Origin of the sequence: Streptomyces sp. LX-29, assembly GCF_029541745.1 — a bacterium.
GTDB lineage: Bacteria > Actinomycetota > Actinomycetes > Streptomycetales > Streptomycetaceae > Streptomyces.
In genome coordinates this window covers 902149-919379 of the sequence record NZ_CP089746.1, presented here as the reverse complement: position 1 = coordinate 919379, position 17231 = coordinate 902149, and the positions used below count along the sequence as shown (strand labels likewise).

9 protein-coding genes and 3 rRNA genes are annotated in these 17231 nt (G+C 66.8%); 10 read left to right on the top strand and 2 right to left on the bottom strand.

The window, feature by feature from the left end:
• The first annotated feature begins 49 nt into the window (after positions 1 to 49).
• Both LRS74_RS04070 and LRS74_RS04065 read left to right on the top strand, forming a co-directional pair.
• Positions 50 to 2125 carry an acetoacetate--CoA ligase gene (locus LRS74_RS04070; protein WP_277739684.1) on the top strand — a complete coding sequence of 692 codons (2076 nt, stop codon included), beginning with the start codon at positions 50 to 52 and terminating at the stop codon, positions 2123 to 2125.
• 152 nt (positions 2126 to 2277) lie between these two features.
• Entirely contained in the window at positions 2278 to 3279 is a 1002-nt protein-coding gene (locus LRS74_RS04065) for a hypothetical protein (protein WP_277739683.1), read from the top strand.
• 85 nt (positions 3280 to 3364) lie between these two features.
• Here LRS74_RS04065 and ptsP read toward each other — a convergent pair whose 3' ends face one another.
• Together ptsP and LRS74_RS04055 are read right to left on the bottom strand one after the other, a co-directional pair.
• Positions 3365 to 5035: a phosphoenolpyruvate--protein phosphotransferase gene (gene ptsP, locus LRS74_RS04060; protein ID WP_277739682.1), complete on the bottom strand. Its 1671-nt coding sequence runs from the start codon at positions 5033 to 5035 to the stop codon at positions 3365 to 3367.
• A gap of 83 nt (positions 5036 to 5118) precedes the next feature.
• Positions 5119 to 5568 carry a PTS glucose transporter subunit IIA gene (locus LRS74_RS04055; protein ID WP_277739681.1) on the bottom strand — a complete coding sequence of 150 codons (450 nt, stop codon included), beginning with the start codon at positions 5566 to 5568 and terminating at the stop codon, positions 5119 to 5121.
• Positions 5569 to 6154: 586 nt separating this feature from the next.
• Here LRS74_RS04055 and LRS74_RS04050 point away from each other — a divergent pair.
• The 8 genes from LRS74_RS04050 to LRS74_RS04015 all read left to right on the top strand — a co-directional run bounded on the left by LRS74_RS04050 (position 6155) and on the right by LRS74_RS04015 (position 17230).
• Positions 6155 to 7682 (top strand): 16S ribosomal RNA (locus LRS74_RS04050).
• Between the two features lie 285 nt (positions 7683 to 7967).
• Positions 7968 to 11089, top strand: a 23S ribosomal RNA gene (locus LRS74_RS04045).
• Positions 11090 to 11160: 71 nt separating this feature from the next.
• Positions 11161 to 11277 (top strand): 5S ribosomal RNA (rrf, locus tag LRS74_RS04040).
• Together the 16S, 23S and 5S rRNA genes form the textbook arrangement of a ribosomal RNA operon.
• Positions 11278 to 11471: 194 nt before the next feature.
• Positions 11472 to 12092 carry a CDP-alcohol phosphatidyltransferase family protein gene (locus LRS74_RS04035; protein ID WP_277739680.1) on the top strand — a complete coding sequence of 207 codons (621 nt, stop codon included), beginning with the start codon at positions 11472 to 11474 and terminating at the stop codon, positions 12090 to 12092.
• Between the two features lie 101 nt (positions 12093 to 12193).
• Positions 12194 to 14689, top strand: a complete 2496-nt coding sequence (locus LRS74_RS04030; RefSeq protein ID WP_277739679.1) for a mannose-1-phosphate guanyltransferase — start codon at positions 12194 to 12196, stop codon at positions 14687 to 14689.
• Between the two features lie 236 nt (positions 14690 to 14925).
• On the top strand, positions 14926 to 15858 hold the full coding sequence (locus LRS74_RS04025) for a DUF881 domain-containing protein (protein WP_277739678.1): 933 nt from the start codon (positions 14926 to 14928) through the stop codon (positions 15856 to 15858).
• Positions 15855 to 16187, top strand: a complete 333-nt coding sequence (locus LRS74_RS04020; protein ID WP_003984969.1) for a small basic family protein — start codon at positions 15855 to 15857, stop codon at positions 16185 to 16187. Before LRS74_RS04025 ends, LRS74_RS04020 begins: the two co-directional genes overlap by 4 nt.
• A gap of 5 nt (positions 16188 to 16192) precedes the next feature.
• Positions 16193 to 17230 (top strand): DUF881 domain-containing protein, encoded by a 1038-nt coding sequence (locus tag LRS74_RS04015; protein ID WP_277739677.1) that lies wholly within the window; start codon positions 16193 to 16195, stop codon positions 17228 to 17230.
• Position 17231: the final 1 nt, after the last annotated feature.

Here is a 17231-nt window from a genome sequence, read left to right as displayed (position 1 = left end):
GCGCGGTGCCGCCCACGACGCGTACCGCCGTCCAGTCCGGGAGCCGAAGATGACGACCGCCGCACCGCAGCCCGCCCAGCAACCGGAGCCTCTCTGGCAGCCCGGCCCGGACCGGATCGCCCGCGCCCAGCTCACCCGCTTCCAGCAGTGGGCGGCCGAGCGGCACGGCGCCCCGGCCGCGGGGTCCGGGGCGAGCGGGCAGGGCGGGCCGGGCACCCTGGGCGGTCTCACCGGCCTGGAGGGCCCGGCCGCCGACTACGCCGCGCTGCACCGCTGGTCGGTGGAGGAACTCGACCGGTTCTGGCAGGCCGTCGCGGAGTGGTTCGAAGTGCGGCTCACCCATCCCTACGAGACGGCGCTGGCCGGTGCCGAGATGCCGGGGGCGACCTGGTTCCCCGGCGCCACCCTCAACTACGCCGAGCACGCGCTGCGCACCGCCGACGACCCGGACCGCGCCGACACCCCGGCACTGCTGTGCGTCGACGAGACCCATGAGCCGGTGCCGGTCAGCTGGGCCGAGCTGCGCGACCAGGTCGGCGCGGTCGCCGCGCAGCTGCGCCGCCTCGGGGTGGGCCCCGGCGACCGGGTCAGCGGCTACCTCCCCAACATCCCCCAGGCCACCGTCGCGCTGCTGGCCACCGCGGCCGTCGGCGCCGTGTGGACCTCCTGCGCCCCCGACTTCGGCGCACGCAGCGTTCTGGACCGCTTCCAGCAGGTCGAGCCCGTCGTGCTGTTCACCGTCGACGGCTACCGCTACGGCGGCAAGGAGCACGACCGTACGGAGACCGTCGCCGAGCTGCGCCGCGAGCTGCCCACGCTCCGCGCGGTCGTCCACATCCCGCTGTTGGGCACCCCCGCCCCCGACGGCGCGCTCGACTGGGCCGCGGTGACGGCCGAGAAGGCGGCGCCGGTCTACGAGCAGGTGCCCTTCGACCACCCGCTGTGGGTGCTCTACTCCTCCGGCACCACCGGGCTGCCGAAGGCCATCGTCCAGTCGCAGGGCGGCATCCTGCTGGAACACCTCAAGCAGCTGGGCCTCCACTGCGACCTCGCGCCGGGCGACCGCTTCTTCTGGTACACCTCCACCGGCTGGATGATGTGGAACTTCCTCGTCTCCGGCCTGCTCGTCGGCGCCACCGTCGTGCTCTACGACGGCAGCCCCGGCCACCCCGACACCGGTGCCCAGTGGCGGATCGCCGAGCGCACCGGCGCGACCCTCTACGGCACCTCCGCCGCCTATGTGATGGCCTGCCGCAAGGCCGGCGTGCACCCGGGGCGCGACTTCGACCTCTCGCGCGTGCGCTGCGTCGCCACCACCGGCTCGCCGCTCCCGCCCGACGGGTTCCGCTGGCTCCACGACGAGTTCGTGGCGACCAGCGGGGACATGTGGATCGCCTCCGTCAGCGGCGGCACCGACGTGTGCAGCTGCTTCGCCGGTGCCGTGCCCACCCTCCCGGTCCACATCGGCGAGCTCCAGGCGCCCGCGCTGGGCGTCGACCTCCAGGCCTGGGACCCCCAGGGAAAGCCGCTGGTCGACGAGGTCGGCGAGCTGGTCGTCACCCGCCCCATGCCCTCCATGCCGATCCACTTCTGGAACGACCCCGACGGCAGCCGCTACCGCGACAGCTACTTCGAGATGTTCCCGGGCGTCTGGCGGCACGGCGACTGGATCACCCTCACCTCGCGCGGCAGCGTCGTCATCCACGGACGCTCCGACTCCACCCTCAACCGGCAGGGCGTCCGCATGGGCTCGGCCGACATCTACGAGGTCGTCGAGCGCCTCCCCGAGATCCGCGAGTCCCTCGTCCTGGGCGTCGAACAGCCCGACGGGGGCTACTGGATGCCGCTCTTCGTCCACCTCGCCCCGGGCGTCTCCCTCGACGACGAGCTGCGCGACCGCATCAAGCGCACCATCCGCGAGCAGCTCTCCCCACGGCACGTCCCGGACGAGATCATCGAGGTGCCGGGCGTGCCGCACACCCTCACCGGCAAGCGCATCGAGGTGCCCGTCAAGCGGCTGATGCAGGGCACCCCGCTGGACAAGGCGGTCAACCCCGGCTCCGTCGACGACATGGAGCTGGTGCGCTTCTACGAGCGCATCGCCCGGGAGCGCGCCGCCGACTGAACCCCGCCGTTCGACCGGGGCCCGACGACCGGGCCCCGGTCGAACAGCCCACTCGGCCGCCGGGCCCCGGCGCCGCGCCACGGTCACCCTGCGTTGTCAGTGCCCTCGATTACGGTGAGTGAGCATTGGTCGACCGACGCTGAGGGGGAGCCATGGCACACACCAGGAACGGCGGCGAACATCATCACGGTCCGCAACCACCCGGCCGGTCCCGAAGGCCGGGCACCTCGCGGCGCGCACTGCGTCGCGAGGTGCCCAGCACCGTGGGCCTGCTGACCGACGCCGAGGACTTCGCCGCCATGCGGCGGTACGCGACGTTCGGCTTCACCGACCACGCCGTCTACCTCCGCCAGATGGACGGGCTGCTCCGCGAGCTCGCCGCCCGGCAGGTGCACATCACCGTCGCCCTGTTCGACCCCGTCGAGTACGAGGAGTTCTGCGAGGACGCCGGGCTCGACCCGGACCACCCCGACAGCCGCACCCGCTATGTCGCCGAGCTCGCCGCCGCCGGCCCCACCGTGCCCTACGCCGGCCAGCCCGTCGAGCTCCTCGTCTCCCGACTCATCGAGGCGGCGGAGCAACAGGCCACCGCGGAGTACGCCACGGCGCTGCTGTCCCGCCTCGGCGACTGCGCCGACTGTGGGGCGGACGCCGCCGACGCCGCCTTCCGCCGTGCCTCCGCGGCCCTGCGCGAGCTCCTCGCGGCGGCGGGGCCCGGCGTGCACCACTACGTGTGCAGCGTCCCCGCGGCCGGCGGCCCGCTCAACGCCGTCCTCCACGTCGAGCACCCGGCGGACGCCTCACCGCGACTGGTCGAGGCCGAGGCCGCCGTCTTCAGCACCGTGCTGTCGGTGGCCATCGCCACCGACAGCCCCGGCGGCATCGTGCTGCGCTCCACCGTCCCCGGCGAGCCGGACCGGGTCCGCGGCTGGGTGCTGCACGCCGGCTGGCTGCGCCCCCTCTCCGAGGGCGAGGTCTTCACGGCCTACTGCACGGACGCCGACACCGGAGAGCCCATCCCGCCCGAGCACGGGGTGGAGTACGCCGCGGGCTTCCTCCTGCCCCGCCCCGAGGAGCGCGCCGAGCCGGACCGGGCACCGGAAGCGGGAGAGAAAGAGGAGCGGGACGAGCGGGAGTCCGGGGGAGAGGAGTGAGACGACGCGGGGGCGTGTCCCCGCACCCCTGGTGCGGGGACACGCCCCCGGACGACCGTGGTCGTGACCCGTCAGACGGCCGGGCTCACTCCCCGGAGAGGACCGCTTGTGCGGCGCGGCGTGCTTCGTCGGCGGTGTCGGTGGCGCGGGCGGCGGCTGCCGCGCGTTCGCATTGGGCGAGGGTGTGGTTGGCGAGGGTGGCGCGGACGTAGGGGATGGCGGTGGCGCCCATGGACAGGCTGGTGACGCCGAGGCCGGTCAGGACGCAGGCCAGGAGGGGGTCGGAGGCGGCTTCGCCGCAGACTCCGCAGCTCTTGCCTTCGGTGCGGGCGGCGTCGGCGGCCAGGGCGATGAGGTCCAGGAGGGCGGGTTGCCAGGGGTCCTGGAGGCGGGAGAGGGCGCCGACCTGGCGGTCGGCGGCGAAGGTGTACTGGGCGAGGTCGTTGGTGCCCAGGGAGAGGAACTCGACTTCCTGGAGGAGGGAGCGGGCGCGCAGGGCGGCGGAGGGGATCTCGACCATGGCGCCGAATTTGGCGTTGAGTCCGGCGGTGCGGCAGGCGTCGGCGAAGGCGCGGGCGTCGTGGCGGTCGGCGACCATGGGGGCCATGACGTCGAGGTGGACGGGGAGTCCTTCGGCGGCTTCGGCCAGGGCGGTGAGTTGGGTGGCCAGGATGTCGGGGTGGTCCAGGAGGGTGCGCAGGCCGCGGACGCCGAGTGCGGGGTTGGGTTCGTCGGTGGGGGTGAGGAAGTCCAGTGGTTTGTCGGCGCCGGCGTCCAGGACGCGTACCACCACGCGGCCTTCGGGGAAGGCTTCCAGGACGCTGCGGTAGGACTGGATCTGCTTGTCCCGGGAGGGGGCGTTCTTGCTGTCGTCGAGGAAGAGGAACTCGGTGCGGAACAGGCCCACGCCCTCCGCCCCGGCCTCCACCGCGGCCGGCACGTCTCCCGGGCCACCGATGTTGGCCAGCAGCGGCACCTTGTGACCATCGGACGTGGCACCGGGACCGCTGGAGGCGGCCAACGCCGCCCTGCGCTCCTCGGCGGCCTTGGCCAGCTCGGCGCGCTTGGCCCCGCTCGGCTCCACGAAGAGGTCGCCGGTGCTGCCGTCGACGGCGACGACGGTGCCCTCGGTGATCTCACTGGCACCCGGCAGGGCGACGACGGCGGGGACGCCCAGGGCGCGGGCGAGGATGGCGCTGTGGCTGGTCGGCCCGCCCTCCTCGGTGACGAAGCCCAGCACCAGCGTCGGGTCCAGCAGGGCGGTGTCCGCGGGCGCCAGGTCCCGCGCGATCAGCACATACGGCTCGTCGCTGTCCGGCACACCCGGCATCGGCACACCCAGCAGCCGCGCCACGATCCGGTTCCGCACATCGTCCAGGTCCGCGACCCGCCCGGCCAGGTACTCTCCGGCACCGGCCAGCAGCGCCCGGTACGCGGCGAAGGCGTCGTACACCGCGCGCTCGGCGGTGCTGCCCACGGTGACACGACGCTCGACGTCGGCCATCAGCTCCGGGTCCTGGGCCATCAGGGCCTGGGCCTCCAGGACGTGCTGCGCCTCGCCGCCCGCCAGGTTGCCACGGGCGATGAGGTCGGCCGCGACCGCTTCGACGGCCTTACGCGCCCGCCCCTGCTCGCGCGGTGCCTCATCCGCCGGAATCTGCTTCGCGGGCGGCTCCAGGACGGCCGTCCCCATATGCCGCACCTCGCCGATCGCCACACCGTGGCTCACACCGACGCCCCGCAGCGTTGTCTCCATGTCACCCGTCTCCGGTCGTTGCGGCGGATCGCGCCCGCGCCGCCGCGGTGGATGTCGTACTCGCCGTCAGCCCGGCGCGCGGCTCAACGCCAGGTGAAGAGAGTGTCCCCGGGCTTCACATCGCCGTCCTCACGGAGGTCGCCGAGGACCTCGGCGGTGGCCTCCAGCGCGACGACCGGGGAGATCGGGGACTTGCCGGCCGCCTCGACCGCGGCCGGGTTCCAGCGGACGAGGGCCTGGCCCCGGGTCACCGTGTCGCCCTTGTGCACCAGCAGCTCGAAGCCCTCGCCGTTGAGCTGCACGGTGTCGATGCCCAGGTGCGTGAGGACGCCGTGACCCTCCGGGTCGACGACGACGAACGCGTGCGTGTGGAGCGAGACCACGATGCCGTCGACGGGGGCCACCGCCTCGGACGGCTCGCGCACCGGGTCGATCGCGGTGCCGGGGCCCACCATCGCGCCGGAGAACACCGGGTCGGGCACTGCCGCGAGTCCGATGGCGCGTCCGGCGATCGGGGACGTCACGGTGGTCATGGGAGGCCTCCCAGGGGTGGAGATCGATCTCGTGGCCGTCACTCCGTGTCCCGGACGGCGTACTGTCCAGAAGCGTAAGTCATAGGAACTGCGGATTCCGCATGAAGTGTCGTCTCTCGACAGCCCGCAAGCGGCGGATTCGATTTGCCTCGACTCAGCGAGAGCTGTACTGTCAGATGCCTGCCCCGGAAGCGACACCGCACTCGATGCGGTGGCTACGGGAGCGGCGCTCATTCAGATGCAAGATCCGAATCTCAGATCCACTTCTGCATGCCTGCAGATGAGAGTGGTGAAGAGCGAGGGAAAAGCCCTGATAGAGTGTGAAACACCGAAGGGAAGCGCCCGGAGGGCCCGGTACTGGATCTAATCAGTACAGTGGGACCGAAGGAAGCGTCCGTTCCTTGAGAACTCAACAGCGTGCCAAAAGTCAACGCCAGATATGTTGATACCCCGTCGAAGGGCCATCACGGCCCGATGACGAGGTTCCTTTGAAGAAAAAACACAGCGAGGACGCTGTGAACGGGTGGGACTATTCCTCCTACCTGTTCCGCTCAACGCGAGTGTGCACCCGATTAACGGGAAAACATTCACGGAGAGTTTGATCCTGGCTCAGGACGAACGCTGGCGGCGTGCTTAACACATGCAAGTCGAACGATGAACCCGCTTCGGTGGGGGATTAGTGGCGAACGGGTGAGTAACACGTGGGCAATCTGCCCTGCACTCTGGGACAAGCCCTGGAAACGGGGTCTAATACCGGATACGACCACTGACCGCATGGTTGGTGGTGGAAAGCTCCGGCGGTGCAGGATGAGCCCGCGGCCTATCAGCTTGTTGGTGGGGTGATGGCCTACCAAGGCGACGACGGGTAGCCGGCCTGAGAGGGCGACCGGCCACACTGGGACTGAGACACGGCCCAGACTCCTACGGGAGGCAGCAGTGGGGAATATTGCACAATGGGCGAAAGCCTGATGCAGCGACGCCGCGTGAGGGATGACGGCCTTCGGGTTGTAAACCTCTTTCAGCAGGGAAGAAGCGAAAGTGACGGTACCTGCAGAAGAAGCGCCGGCTAACTACGTGCCAGCAGCCGCGGTAATACGTAGGGCGCGAGCGTTGTCCGGAATTATTGGGCGTAAAGAGCTCGTAGGCGGCTTGTCACGTCGGATGTGAAAGCCCGGGGCTTAACCCCGGGTCTGCATTCGATACGGGCAGGCTAGAGTTCGGTAGGGGAGATCGGAATTCCTGGTGTAGCGGTGAAATGCGCAGATATCAGGAGGAACACCGGTGGCGAAGGCGGATCTCTGGGCCGATACTGACGCTGAGGAGCGAAAGCGTGGGGAGCGAACAGGATTAGATACCCTGGTAGTCCACGCCGTAAACGTTGGGAACTAGGTGTGGGCGACATTCCACGTTGTCCGTGCCGCAGCTAACGCATTAAGTTCCCCGCCTGGGGAGTACGGCCGCAAGGCTAAAACTCAAAGGAATTGACGGGGGCCCGCACAAGCGGCGGAGCATGTGGCTTAATTCGACGCAACGCGAAGAACCTTACCAAGGCTTGACATACACCGGAAAGCTGCAGAGATGTAGCCCCCCTTGTGGTCGGTGTACAGGTGGTGCATGGCTGTCGTCAGCTCGTGTCGTGAGATGTTGGGTTAAGTCCCGCAACGAGCGCAACCCTTGTTCTGTGTTGCCAGCATGCCCTTCGGGGTGATGGGGACTCACAGGAGACTGCCGGGGTCAACTCGGAGGAAGGTGGGGACGACGTCAAGTCATCATGCCCCTTATGTCTTGGGCTGCACACGTGCTACAATGGCCGGTACAATGAGCTGCGATACCGCGAGGTGGAGCGAATCTCAAAAAGCCGGTCTCAGTTCGGATTGGGGTCTGCAACTCGACCCCATGAAGTCGGAGTCGCTAGTAATCGCAGATCAGCATTGCTGCGGTGAATACGTTCCCGGGCCTTGTACACACCGCCCGTCACGTCACGAAAGTCGGTAACACCCGAAGCCGGTGGCCCAACCCCTTGTGGGAGGGAATCGTCGAAGGTGGGACTGGCGATTGGGACGAAGTCGTAACAAGGTAGCCGTACCGGAAGGTGCGGCTGGATCACCTCCTTTCTAAGGAGCACATGGCCGACTGCGAGCGAATGTCTCGCACGGTTAGCTCATGGGTGGAACGTTGACTACTCGGCACACTTGGTCTGCTGTGACTGTTAGTACTGCTTCGGCGTGGAACACGGTGCATGGTGGCTGGGAGTGTCGGGCACGCTGTTGGGTGTCTGAGGGTGCGAGCGTAGAGCTTGTTCCTTCGGGTGCCGGCCCCGGTGAAGCATCATCTTTGAGTGGTGTGTGACGGGTGGCTGGTTGTTGCTTGAGAACTGCACAGTGGACGCGAGCATCTGTGGCCAAGTTTTTAAGGGCGCACGGTGGATGCCTTGGCACCAGGAACCGATGAAGGACGTGGGAGGCCACGATAGGCCCCGGGGAGCTGTCAACCGAGCTTTGATCCGGGGGTGTCCGAATGGGGAAACCCGGCAGTCGTCATGGGCTGTCACCCATACCTGAACACATAGGGTATGTGGAGGGAACGCGGGGAAGTGAAACATCTCAGTACCCGCAGGAAGAGAAAACAACCGTGATTCCGGGAGTAGTGGCGAGCGAAACCGGATGAGGCTAAACCGTATGTGTGTGATACCCGGCAGGGGTTGCGCATGCGGGGTTGTGGGAGTGAGCTTCAGCAGTCTGCCGGCTGTTGGGCGAGTCAGAAACCGCATGGATAGGCGAAGGGCATGCGAAAGGCCCGGCGTAGAGGGTAAGACCCCCGTAGCTGAAATCTTTGCGGCTTGCTTGCTCATTTCCCAAGTAGCACGGGGCCCGAGAAATCCCGTGTGAATCTGGCGGGACCACCCGCTAAGCCTAAATATTCCCTGGTGACCGATAGCGGATAGTACCGTGAGGGAATGGTGAAAAGTACCGCGGGAGCGGAGTGAAATAGTACCTGAAACCGTGTGCCTACAAGCCGTGGGAGCGTCGCCGTGTTCTTCGGAGCACGGTCGTGACTGCGTGCCTTTTGAAGAATGAGCCTGCGAGTTTGCGGTGTGTTGCGAGGTTAACCCGTGTGGGGAAGCCGTAGCGAAAGCGAGTCCGAATAGGGCGATTGAGTAGCGCGCCCAAGACCCGAAGCGGAGTGATCTAGCCATGGGCAGGTTGAAGCGGAGGTAAGACTTCGTGGAGGACCGAACCCACCAGGGTTGAAAACCTGGGGGATGACCTGTGGTTAGGGGTGAAAGGCCAATCAAACTCCGTGATAGCTGGTTCTCCCCGAAATGCATTTAGGTGCAGCGTCGTGTGTTTCTTGCCGGAGGTAGAGCACTGGATAGGCGATGGGCCCTACCGGGTTACTGACCTTAGCCAAACTCCGAATGCCGGTAAGTGAGAGCGCGGCAGTGAGACTGTGGGGGATAAGCTCCATGGTCGAGAGGGAAACAGCCCAGAACATCGACTAAGGCCCCTAAGCGTGCGCTAAGTGGGAAAGGATGTGGAGTCGCAGAGACAACCAGGAGGTTGGCTTAGAAGCAGCCACCCTTGAAAGAGTGCGTAATAGCTCACTGGTCAAGTGATTCCGCGCCGACAATGTAGCGGGGCTCAAGCGTACCGCCGAAGTCATGTCATTCCAGCGTGAGGACCAACGTCTGCTGGGATGGGTAGGGGAGCGTCGTGTGCCGGGTGAAGCAGCCGTGGAAACGAGTTGTGGACGGTTCACGAGTGAGAATGCAGGCATGAGTAGCGATTCACACGTGGGAAACGTGTGCGCCGATTGACTAAGGGTTCCTGGGTCAAGCTGATCTGCCCAGGGTAAGTCGGGACCTAAGGCGAGGCCGACAGGCGTAGTCGATGGACAACCGGTTGATATTCCGGTACCCGCTTTGAAGCGCCAAACATCGAATCAGGCGATGCTAAGTCCGTGAAGCCGTCCTGGATCCTTCGGGTGAAGGGGAGTGGTGGAGCCGACGAACCAGACTTGTAGTAGGTGAGTGATGGGGTGACGCAGGAAGGTAGTCCAGCCCGGGCGGTGGTTGTCCCGGGGTAAGGGTGTAGGCCGTGCGGTAGGTAAATCCGTCGCACATGTAAGGCTGAGACCTGATGCCGAGCCGATTGTGGTGAAGTGGATGATCCTATGCTGTCGAGAAAAGCCTCTAGCGAGTTTCATGGCGGCCCGTACCCTAAACCGACTCAGGTGGTCAGGTAGAGAATACCGAGGCGTTCGGGTGAACTATGGTTAAGGAACTCGGCAAAATGCCCCCGTAACTTCGGGAGAAGGGGGGCCATTGCTGGTGAGGGAACTTGCTTCCTGAGCTGGTGGTGGCCGCAGAGACCAGCGAGAAGCGACTGTTTACTAAAAACACAGGTCCGTGCGAAGCCGTAAGGCGATGTATACGGACTGACGCCTGCCCGGTGCTGGAACGTTAAGGGGACCGGTTAGCTCTGTTTCGACGGGGCGAAGCTGAGAACTTAAGCGCCAGTAAACGGCGGTGGTAACTATAACCATCCTAAGGTAGCGAAATTCCTTGTCGGGTAAGTTCCGACCTGCACGAATGGCGTAACGACTTCTCGACTGTCTCAACCATAGGCCCGGTGAAATTGCATTACGAGTAAAGATGCTCGTTTCGCGCAGCAGGACGGAAAGACCCCGGGACCTTTACTATAGCTTGATATTGGTGTTCGGTTCGGCTTGTGTAGGATAGGTGGGAGACTGTGAAGCGGGCACGCCAGTGTTCGTGGAGTCATCGTTGAAATACCACTCTGGTCGTGCTGGATGTCTAACCTCGGTCCGTGATCCGGATCAGGGACAGTGTCTGGTGGGTAGTTTAACTGGGGCGGTTGCCTCCTAAAGAGTAACGGAGGCGCCCAAAGGTTCCCTCAGCCTGGTTGGCAATCAGGTGTTGAGTGTAAGTGCACAAGGGAGCTTGACTGTGAGACCGACGGGTCGAGCAGGGACGAAAGTCGGGACTAGTGATCCGGCGGTGGCTTGTGGAAGCGCCGTCGCTCAACGGATAAAAGGTACCCCGGGGATAACAGGCTGATCTTCCCCAAGAGTCCATATCGACGGGATGGTTTGGCACCTCGATGTCGGCTCGTCGCATCCTGGGGCTGGAGTCGGTCCCAAGGGTTGGGCTGTTCGCCCATTAAAGCGGTACGCGAGCTGGGTTTAGAACGTCGTGAGACAGTTCGGTCCCTATCCGCTGTGCGCGTAGGAGTCTTGAGAAGGGCTGTCCCTAGTACGAGAGGACCGGGACGGACGAACCTCTGGTGTGCCAGTTGTTCTGCCAAGGGCATGGCTGGTTGGCTACGTTCGGGAGGGATAACCGCTGAAAGCATCTAAGCGGGAAGCCTGCTTCGAGATGAGGACTCCCACCCACTTGATGGGGTAAGGCTCCCAGTAGACGACTGGGTTGATAGGCCGGATATGGAAGCCAGGTAACTGGTGGAGTTGACCGGTACTAATAGGCCGAGGGCTTGTCCTCAGTTGCTCGCGTCCACTGTGTTGGTTCTGAAGCCACAACCAGGTATATCCGGTTGATGTGTTTCATAGTGTTTCGGTGGTTATAGCGTTAGGGAAACGCCCGGTTACATACCGAACCCGGAAGCTAAGCCTTTCAGCGCCGATGGTACTGCAGGGGGGACCCTGTGGGAGAGTAGGACGCCGCCGAACAATTATTCAGACCCTGGCGGGAACTCCGTTCCCGCCAGGGTCTTTTTGTTGTCCGCTCGATGACACACCCCTCGGGCCCCGGCTTTTGATCCATAGCCACGGTCCCGGCTTCACCGGGGGCCCGGTGCGGTCCGGTGGACCGCACAGGTAAAGTCATGGGGCATCATTGGCACCATTCCACAGGAGGCCCCCGGGTGGAGGTCCAGGAGACGCGCGTCCAGACCGACCGCGTCCTCACCATCCCGAACATCCTCAGCATGGCGCGCCTGGTCGGTGTGCCGCTTTTCCTGTGGCTGATCCTCTGGCCCGAGTTCGGCGGCCCGAACTGCGATGCCTGGGCCCTGCTTCTCCTCGCGTTCAGCGGTGTCACTGACTATCTCGACGGTAAGCTCGCCCGCCGCTGGAACCAGGTCAGCAGTCTCGGCCGCATTCTCGACCCCGCCGCCGACCGGCTTTACATTCTGTCGACGCTGGTGGGGCTGACCTGGCGGGGCATCCTGCCGCTCTGGCTGACCGCCATCCTGCTCGTTCGCGACCTGGTGTTGCTGGTCATGGTGGGCATCCTCCGCCGGCACGGCTATCCGCCGCCGCAGGTGAACTTCCTGGGCAAGGCCGCCACCTTCAACCTGATGTACGCGTTCCCATTGCTCCTGTTGAGCGACGGAGACGGCTGGTTTCACTCTCTCGCGGCGATTTTCGGATGGGCGTTCGCCGGATGGGGTACAACCCTCTATTGGTGGGCAGGAATCCTGTATGTGGTTCAGGTCCGTCGTCTGCTGAAGGCGGACCCCACCGGCCGACTGAGCGCACCGTAGTGGCGCGGTAGAGGCCCTGATCCCCCTCACGGTCATCACGGGCCTTGTCCGGGCGGGGAAGTCGGCATGACCGTCGTCTCTGCGAGGAGGACGCTTCCGACATGAAGGCCGTCGTGATGGCAGGGGGCGAGGGCACCCGCCTTCGCCCCATGACCTCGAGCATGCCCAAACCGCTGCTGCCGGTCGCGAACCGACCGATCATGGAGCATGTCCTGAGGCTGCTCAAGCGGCACGGTCTGACGGAGACCGTGGTGACCGTCCAGTTTCTCGCCTCCCTCGTGAAGAACTATTTCGGGGACGGCGAAGAGCTCGGCATGGAGCTCACCTATGCCAACGAGGAGAAGCCGCTCGGCACCGCCGGCAGTGTGAAGAACGCGGAAGAGGCGTTGAAGGACGACGCCTTTCTCGTTATCTCCGGGGATGCTCTCACGGACTTCGACCTCACCCAGCTGATCAATTTCCACAAGGAGAAGGGCGCGCTGGTCACCGTCTGTCTGACGCGTGTGCCCAATCCGCTGGAGTTCGGCATCACCATCGTCGACGAGCAGGGCCGGGTCGAGCGTTTCCTGGAGAAGCCCACCTGGGGCCAGGTCTTCTCGGACACCGTCAATACGGGCATCTATGTCATGGAGCCCGAGGTCTTCAACTATGTCGAGGCCGACGTTCCCGTGGACTGGTCCGGCGATGTCTTCCCCCAGCTCATGAAGGAGGGCAAGCCCGTCTACGGCTATGTCGCCGAGGGCTACTGGGAAGACGTGGGCACCCACGAGAGCTATGTGAAGGCTCAGGCCGATGTGCTCGAGGGAAAAGTCGACGTCGAAATCGACGGCTTCGAGATCTCTCCGGGTGTCTGGGTCGCCGAAGGGGCCGAGGTGCACCCTGAGGCCGTGCTCCGCGGCCCCCTCTACATCGGTGACTACGCCAAGGTCGAAGGGGACGTCGAGATCCGCGAGCACACGGTGGTGGGCTCCAACGTCGTCGTGAAGAGCGGCGCGTTTCTGCACAAGGCCGTCGTGCACGACAACGTCTACATCGGGCAGCACTGCAATCTCCGCGGCTGTGTGATCGGTAAGAACACCGACATCATGCGGGCCGCGCGGATCGAGGACGGCGCCGTCATCGGCGATGAGTGCCTCGTCGGTGAAGAATCGATCGTCCAGGGCAACGTCCGGGTCTATCCGTTCAAGACCATCGAGGCGGGCGCGTTCGTCAACACCTCCGTCATCTGGGAGTCCCGCAGCCAGGCGCAGCTGTTCGGCGCGCGTGGCGTCTCCGGGATCCTGAATGTGGAGATCACCCCGGAGCTGGCGGTGCGGCTGGCCGGGGCGTATGCGACCACCCTGAAGAAGGGCGCCACCGTCACCACGGCGCGCGACCACTCGCGCGGCGCGCGAGCGCTCAAGCGGGCGGTGATCTCCGCCCTCCAGGCCAGCGCCATCGATGTGCGTGACCTGGAGAACGTGCCGCTGCCCGTGGCCCGCCAGCAGACCGCGCGCGGCAGCGCCGGCGGCATCATGATCCGTACCTCTCCCGGCATCCCCGACTCCGTCGACATCATGTTCTTCGACGAGCGGGGCGCGGATCTGTCGGCCGGTGGCCAGCGCAAGCTGGACCGGGTCTTCGCACGTCAGGAGTACCGCCGGGCCTTTCCCGGGGAGATCGGCGACCTGAGCTTCCCGGCGAGCGTCTTCGATTCCTACACCGGCACCCTGCTGCGGGCCATGGACACCACGGGCATCGCCGAGTCGGGGCTCAAGGTCGTGGTGGACGCCTCGAACGGCAGCGCCGGGCTGGTGCTGCCCAGCCTGCTCGGCCGGCTCGGCGTCGACGTGCTCACCATCAACCCGGGCCTGGACGAATCGCGACCCACGGAGACCGCCGAGGCCCGGCGCTCCGGGCTGGTGCGGCTGGGCGAGATCGTCGCCTCCGCCCGCGCGGCCTTCGGAGTGCGCTTCGACCCGGTGGGCGAGCGGATCTCCCTGGTCGACGAGCGGGGCCGGATCGTGGAGGACGACCGGGCCCTGCTGGTCATGCTCGATCTGATCGCCGCCGAGCGGCGCAGCGGCCGGGTGGCGCTGCCCGTCACCACGACCCGCATCGCCGAGCAGGTGGCCGCGTACCACGGCACCCAGGTGGAGTGGACGACGACGGCGGCCGACGATCTGACCCGGGTGGCGCGATCGGAGAACACCATCTTCGGCGGGGACGGGCGCGGTGGCTTCATCGTTCCTGAGTTCAGCAGCGTCTTCGACGGGGCCGCCGCCTTCGCCCGGCTGGTCGGCCTGGTGGCCCGTACGCAGCTGACGCTGAGCCAGATCGACGACCGCATTCCGCGGGCCCATGTGCTGCGGCGCAGCCTGGCGACGCCCTGGGCGGTCAAGGGCCTGGTGATGCGGCATGTCGTGGAGGCGGCGGGGGACCGGTCGGTGGACACCACCGACGGGGTGCGGGTGGTCGAGGCTGACGGCCGCTGGGTGATGGTGCTGCCCGACCCCTCCGAGGCGGTCACGCACCTGTGGGCCGAGGGCCCGGACGACGCCTCGGCGAAGGCGCTGCTGGACGAGTGGGCGCGAGTGGTGGAGGGCGCCGGTCGTTGATGCCGGGCATCGGGGCCGGCGGCGTCCCGCCGGCCCCGTGCGCCACTCCCGCCTCGGTGGCGAGGCGCCGTGGCAGCCGTGCGCGGAGCCCGTGAGGGGGCCGGAGGGGCGGGCGCGGTCGAGGGGGCGACCGCGGGCCGGGCCCGGGCGACCGGGCGGCGTCTTCCAGCGGGTGGATCCGGCGCGCCGGTGGGGCCATTGGGAGACGGCGGCCCCGACGTGCGACGATGTGCGGCATGTCGCAGCAGCCCCCCGATCGGAGCACCGCCTCGCCATACGCGCGCCCGCGCCCCGACGCCTCCATGTCGCTGCTGACCAATGTGATGGACCACAGTCTCGACGACGGCTACGCCGAGGCGGCGGCACGGCGCTCGGCCGCGGGTGAGCGGGGTCTGCCCCGTACCCTGCAGGCCAAGCTCGCGCTGGCCGCGGGGCTGGTGCTGGCGGCGGGCATCGTCACCATCGGCGCGGTCCAGGCGCGGATATCGGCTCCGACGCTCGCCAAGGAGCGTCAGGAACTGGTGAACCGGATCGAGACGGAGACCTCCGACGTCGACGCGCTGGAGGACAGCGTCGACGCGCTCCGCGACGAGGTCGGGGAGATGCAGCGCAAGGCGCTGGACGAGCCCAGCCGGGAGAAGAGCGAGGTGGTGGCGCTGCTGGCCGGTGCCACCGAGGTGACCGGCCGCGGGGTCAAACTGGTCATCAACGACGCGAAACAGGCCGATCAGGGCGGCGGGGGACCGCGCGAGAGCACCGGTTTCTCCGACACCGGCCGGGTGCGCGACCGCGATATGCAACGGGTCGTCAACGGTTTGTGGGAGTCGGGGGCGGAGGCCATCGCGATCAACGGACAGCGGCTGACCTCGCTGTCGGCGATCAGGGCCGCCGGTGACGCCATACTGGTCGACAACAAACCACTGGTGCCACCGTATACGGTGCTCGCGGTGGGGGACGGTGAGCGGCTGAGCACCGCTTTCCAGGACAGTGCCGACGGTCAGTACCTGCACGTGTTGCGGGAGAACTACGGGATCCGCGCGAGCATTTCCGCCCAGGACGAGGTCCGGCTGCCGGTCGCGCCGAGTCTGATCGTACGTACCGCAGAGCCGATCGGCGGTGCCGCCGGGAAGGGCGGCTCCGACACAGGGAAGGGCACAGGCACATCGTGATCGCCGTTTTGGGCCTCATCGTGGGAGTCGTCGTCGGGCTGGTGGTCCGCCCGGTGGTGCCGACGGTGGTCGAGCCCTATCTGCCGATCGCCGTCGTCGCGGCACTGGACGCGGTGTTCGGCGGCCTCAGGGCGATGCTGGACGGGATCTTCGACGACAAGGTCTTCGTGGTGTCGTTCCTGTCGAACGTGGTGGTGGCGGCGCTGATCGTCTTCCTCGGCGACAAACTCGGCGTCGGCGCCCAGTTGTCCACCGGCGTCGTGGTGGTCCTCGGCATCCGCATCTTCTCCAACGCTGCCGCGATCCGCCGGCACGTCTTCCGGGCGTGAGGCCGATGAGCGGAGACGACACCCCGGAGAAGGACGAGCGCCCCGACCAGCGCCCCGAACGGCATTCCGACGGGCGTCCCGACGAGCGCCCCGAAGCACCCGCTGCCGGCGGCGGCGACGGAAAGCCGGAGGGGCCGGAGCGCGCGGCCGAGAGCGCGCGCGAGGAGCCGAGCGCCCGGAAGGGCAAGACCCCCGGAAACGGGACGAGTAGGGACGATGGGCCCGGTGAGGGCATCGGGTCGCCGAGCGAGCCACCGGAGGAGCCGGAGGGCTCGCCGCCGGGCGCCGCTCCCGGCGGACCCCGCCCGACCCCGACGCCCCCCATGACCGGCCGCCAGCGGCTCGTCCAGGGGTTGTGGCCGCCACGGCTCTCCCGTGCCCAACTCACCGCCGCCGCACTGCTGTTCGTGCTCGGTCTGGGGCTCGCCATTCAGGTACGGTCCACCAGCGAGAGCAGTGTGCTGCGTGGTGCGCGCCAGGAGGACCTGGTGCGCATCCTCGACGAGCTGGACAACCGCACCCAGCGACTGGAGGCGGAGAAGACGCGGCTGGAGGACCAGAAGCGCGAGCTGGAGACCAGCACCGACCAGGCGGAGGAAGCCCGTAAGCAGACGCGCCAGAAGGAGCAGCAGCTCGGCATCCTCGCGGGCACCGTGGGCGCCCAGGGGCCGGGCATCGAGGTCACCATCGACGACCGCTCCGGGGCGGTGGAGGCCGACATGTTGCTGGACGCCATCCAGGAGCTCCGCGCCGCCGGAGCCGAGGCGATCCAGGTCAACGACGTACGAGTGGTCGCGGACAGCTACTTCGCGGACGCCGACGGCGGCGTGGAGATCGATGGACGGAAAGTGACGCAACCGTACGTGTTCAAGGTCATCGGCAAGCCCGAGGACCTGGAGCCCGCGCTGAACATCCCGGGAGGCGTGGTGCAGACTCTGGAAAAGGAGCAGGCCAGCGTGGATGTGGAACGGTCTCAGAAGATCGTCGTGGATGCCTTGCGGCCGGCGAATCGCCCTGACTACGCTCGGTCGTCATCGGAGTGAG

Coding starts and splice junctions, on each gene's coding strand:
- LRS74_RS04070 (WP_277739684.1), top strand. CDS start 50: ATGACGACCGCCGCACCGCAGCCCGCCCAGCAACCGGAGCCTCTCTGG.
- LRS74_RS04065 (WP_277739683.1), top strand. CDS start 2,278: ATGGCACACACCAGGAACGGCGGCGAACATCATCACGGTCCGCAACCA.
- ptsP (WP_277739682.1), bottom strand. CDS start 5,035: ATGGAGACAACGCTGCGGGGCGTCGGTGTGAGCCACGGTGTGGCGATC.
- LRS74_RS04055 (WP_277739681.1), bottom strand. CDS start 5,568: ATGACCACCGTGACGTCCCCGATCGCCGGACGCGCCATCGGACTCGCG.
- LRS74_RS04030 (WP_277739679.1), top strand. CDS start 12,194: ATGAAGGCCGTCGTGATGGCAGGGGGCGAGGGCACCCGCCTTCGCCCC.
- LRS74_RS04025 (WP_277739678.1), top strand. CDS start 14,926: ATGTCGCAGCAGCCCCCCGATCGGAGCACCGCCTCGCCATACGCGCGC.
- LRS74_RS04015 (WP_277739677.1), top strand. CDS start 16,193: ATGAGCGGAGACGACACCCCGGAGAAGGACGAGCGCCCCGACCAGCGC.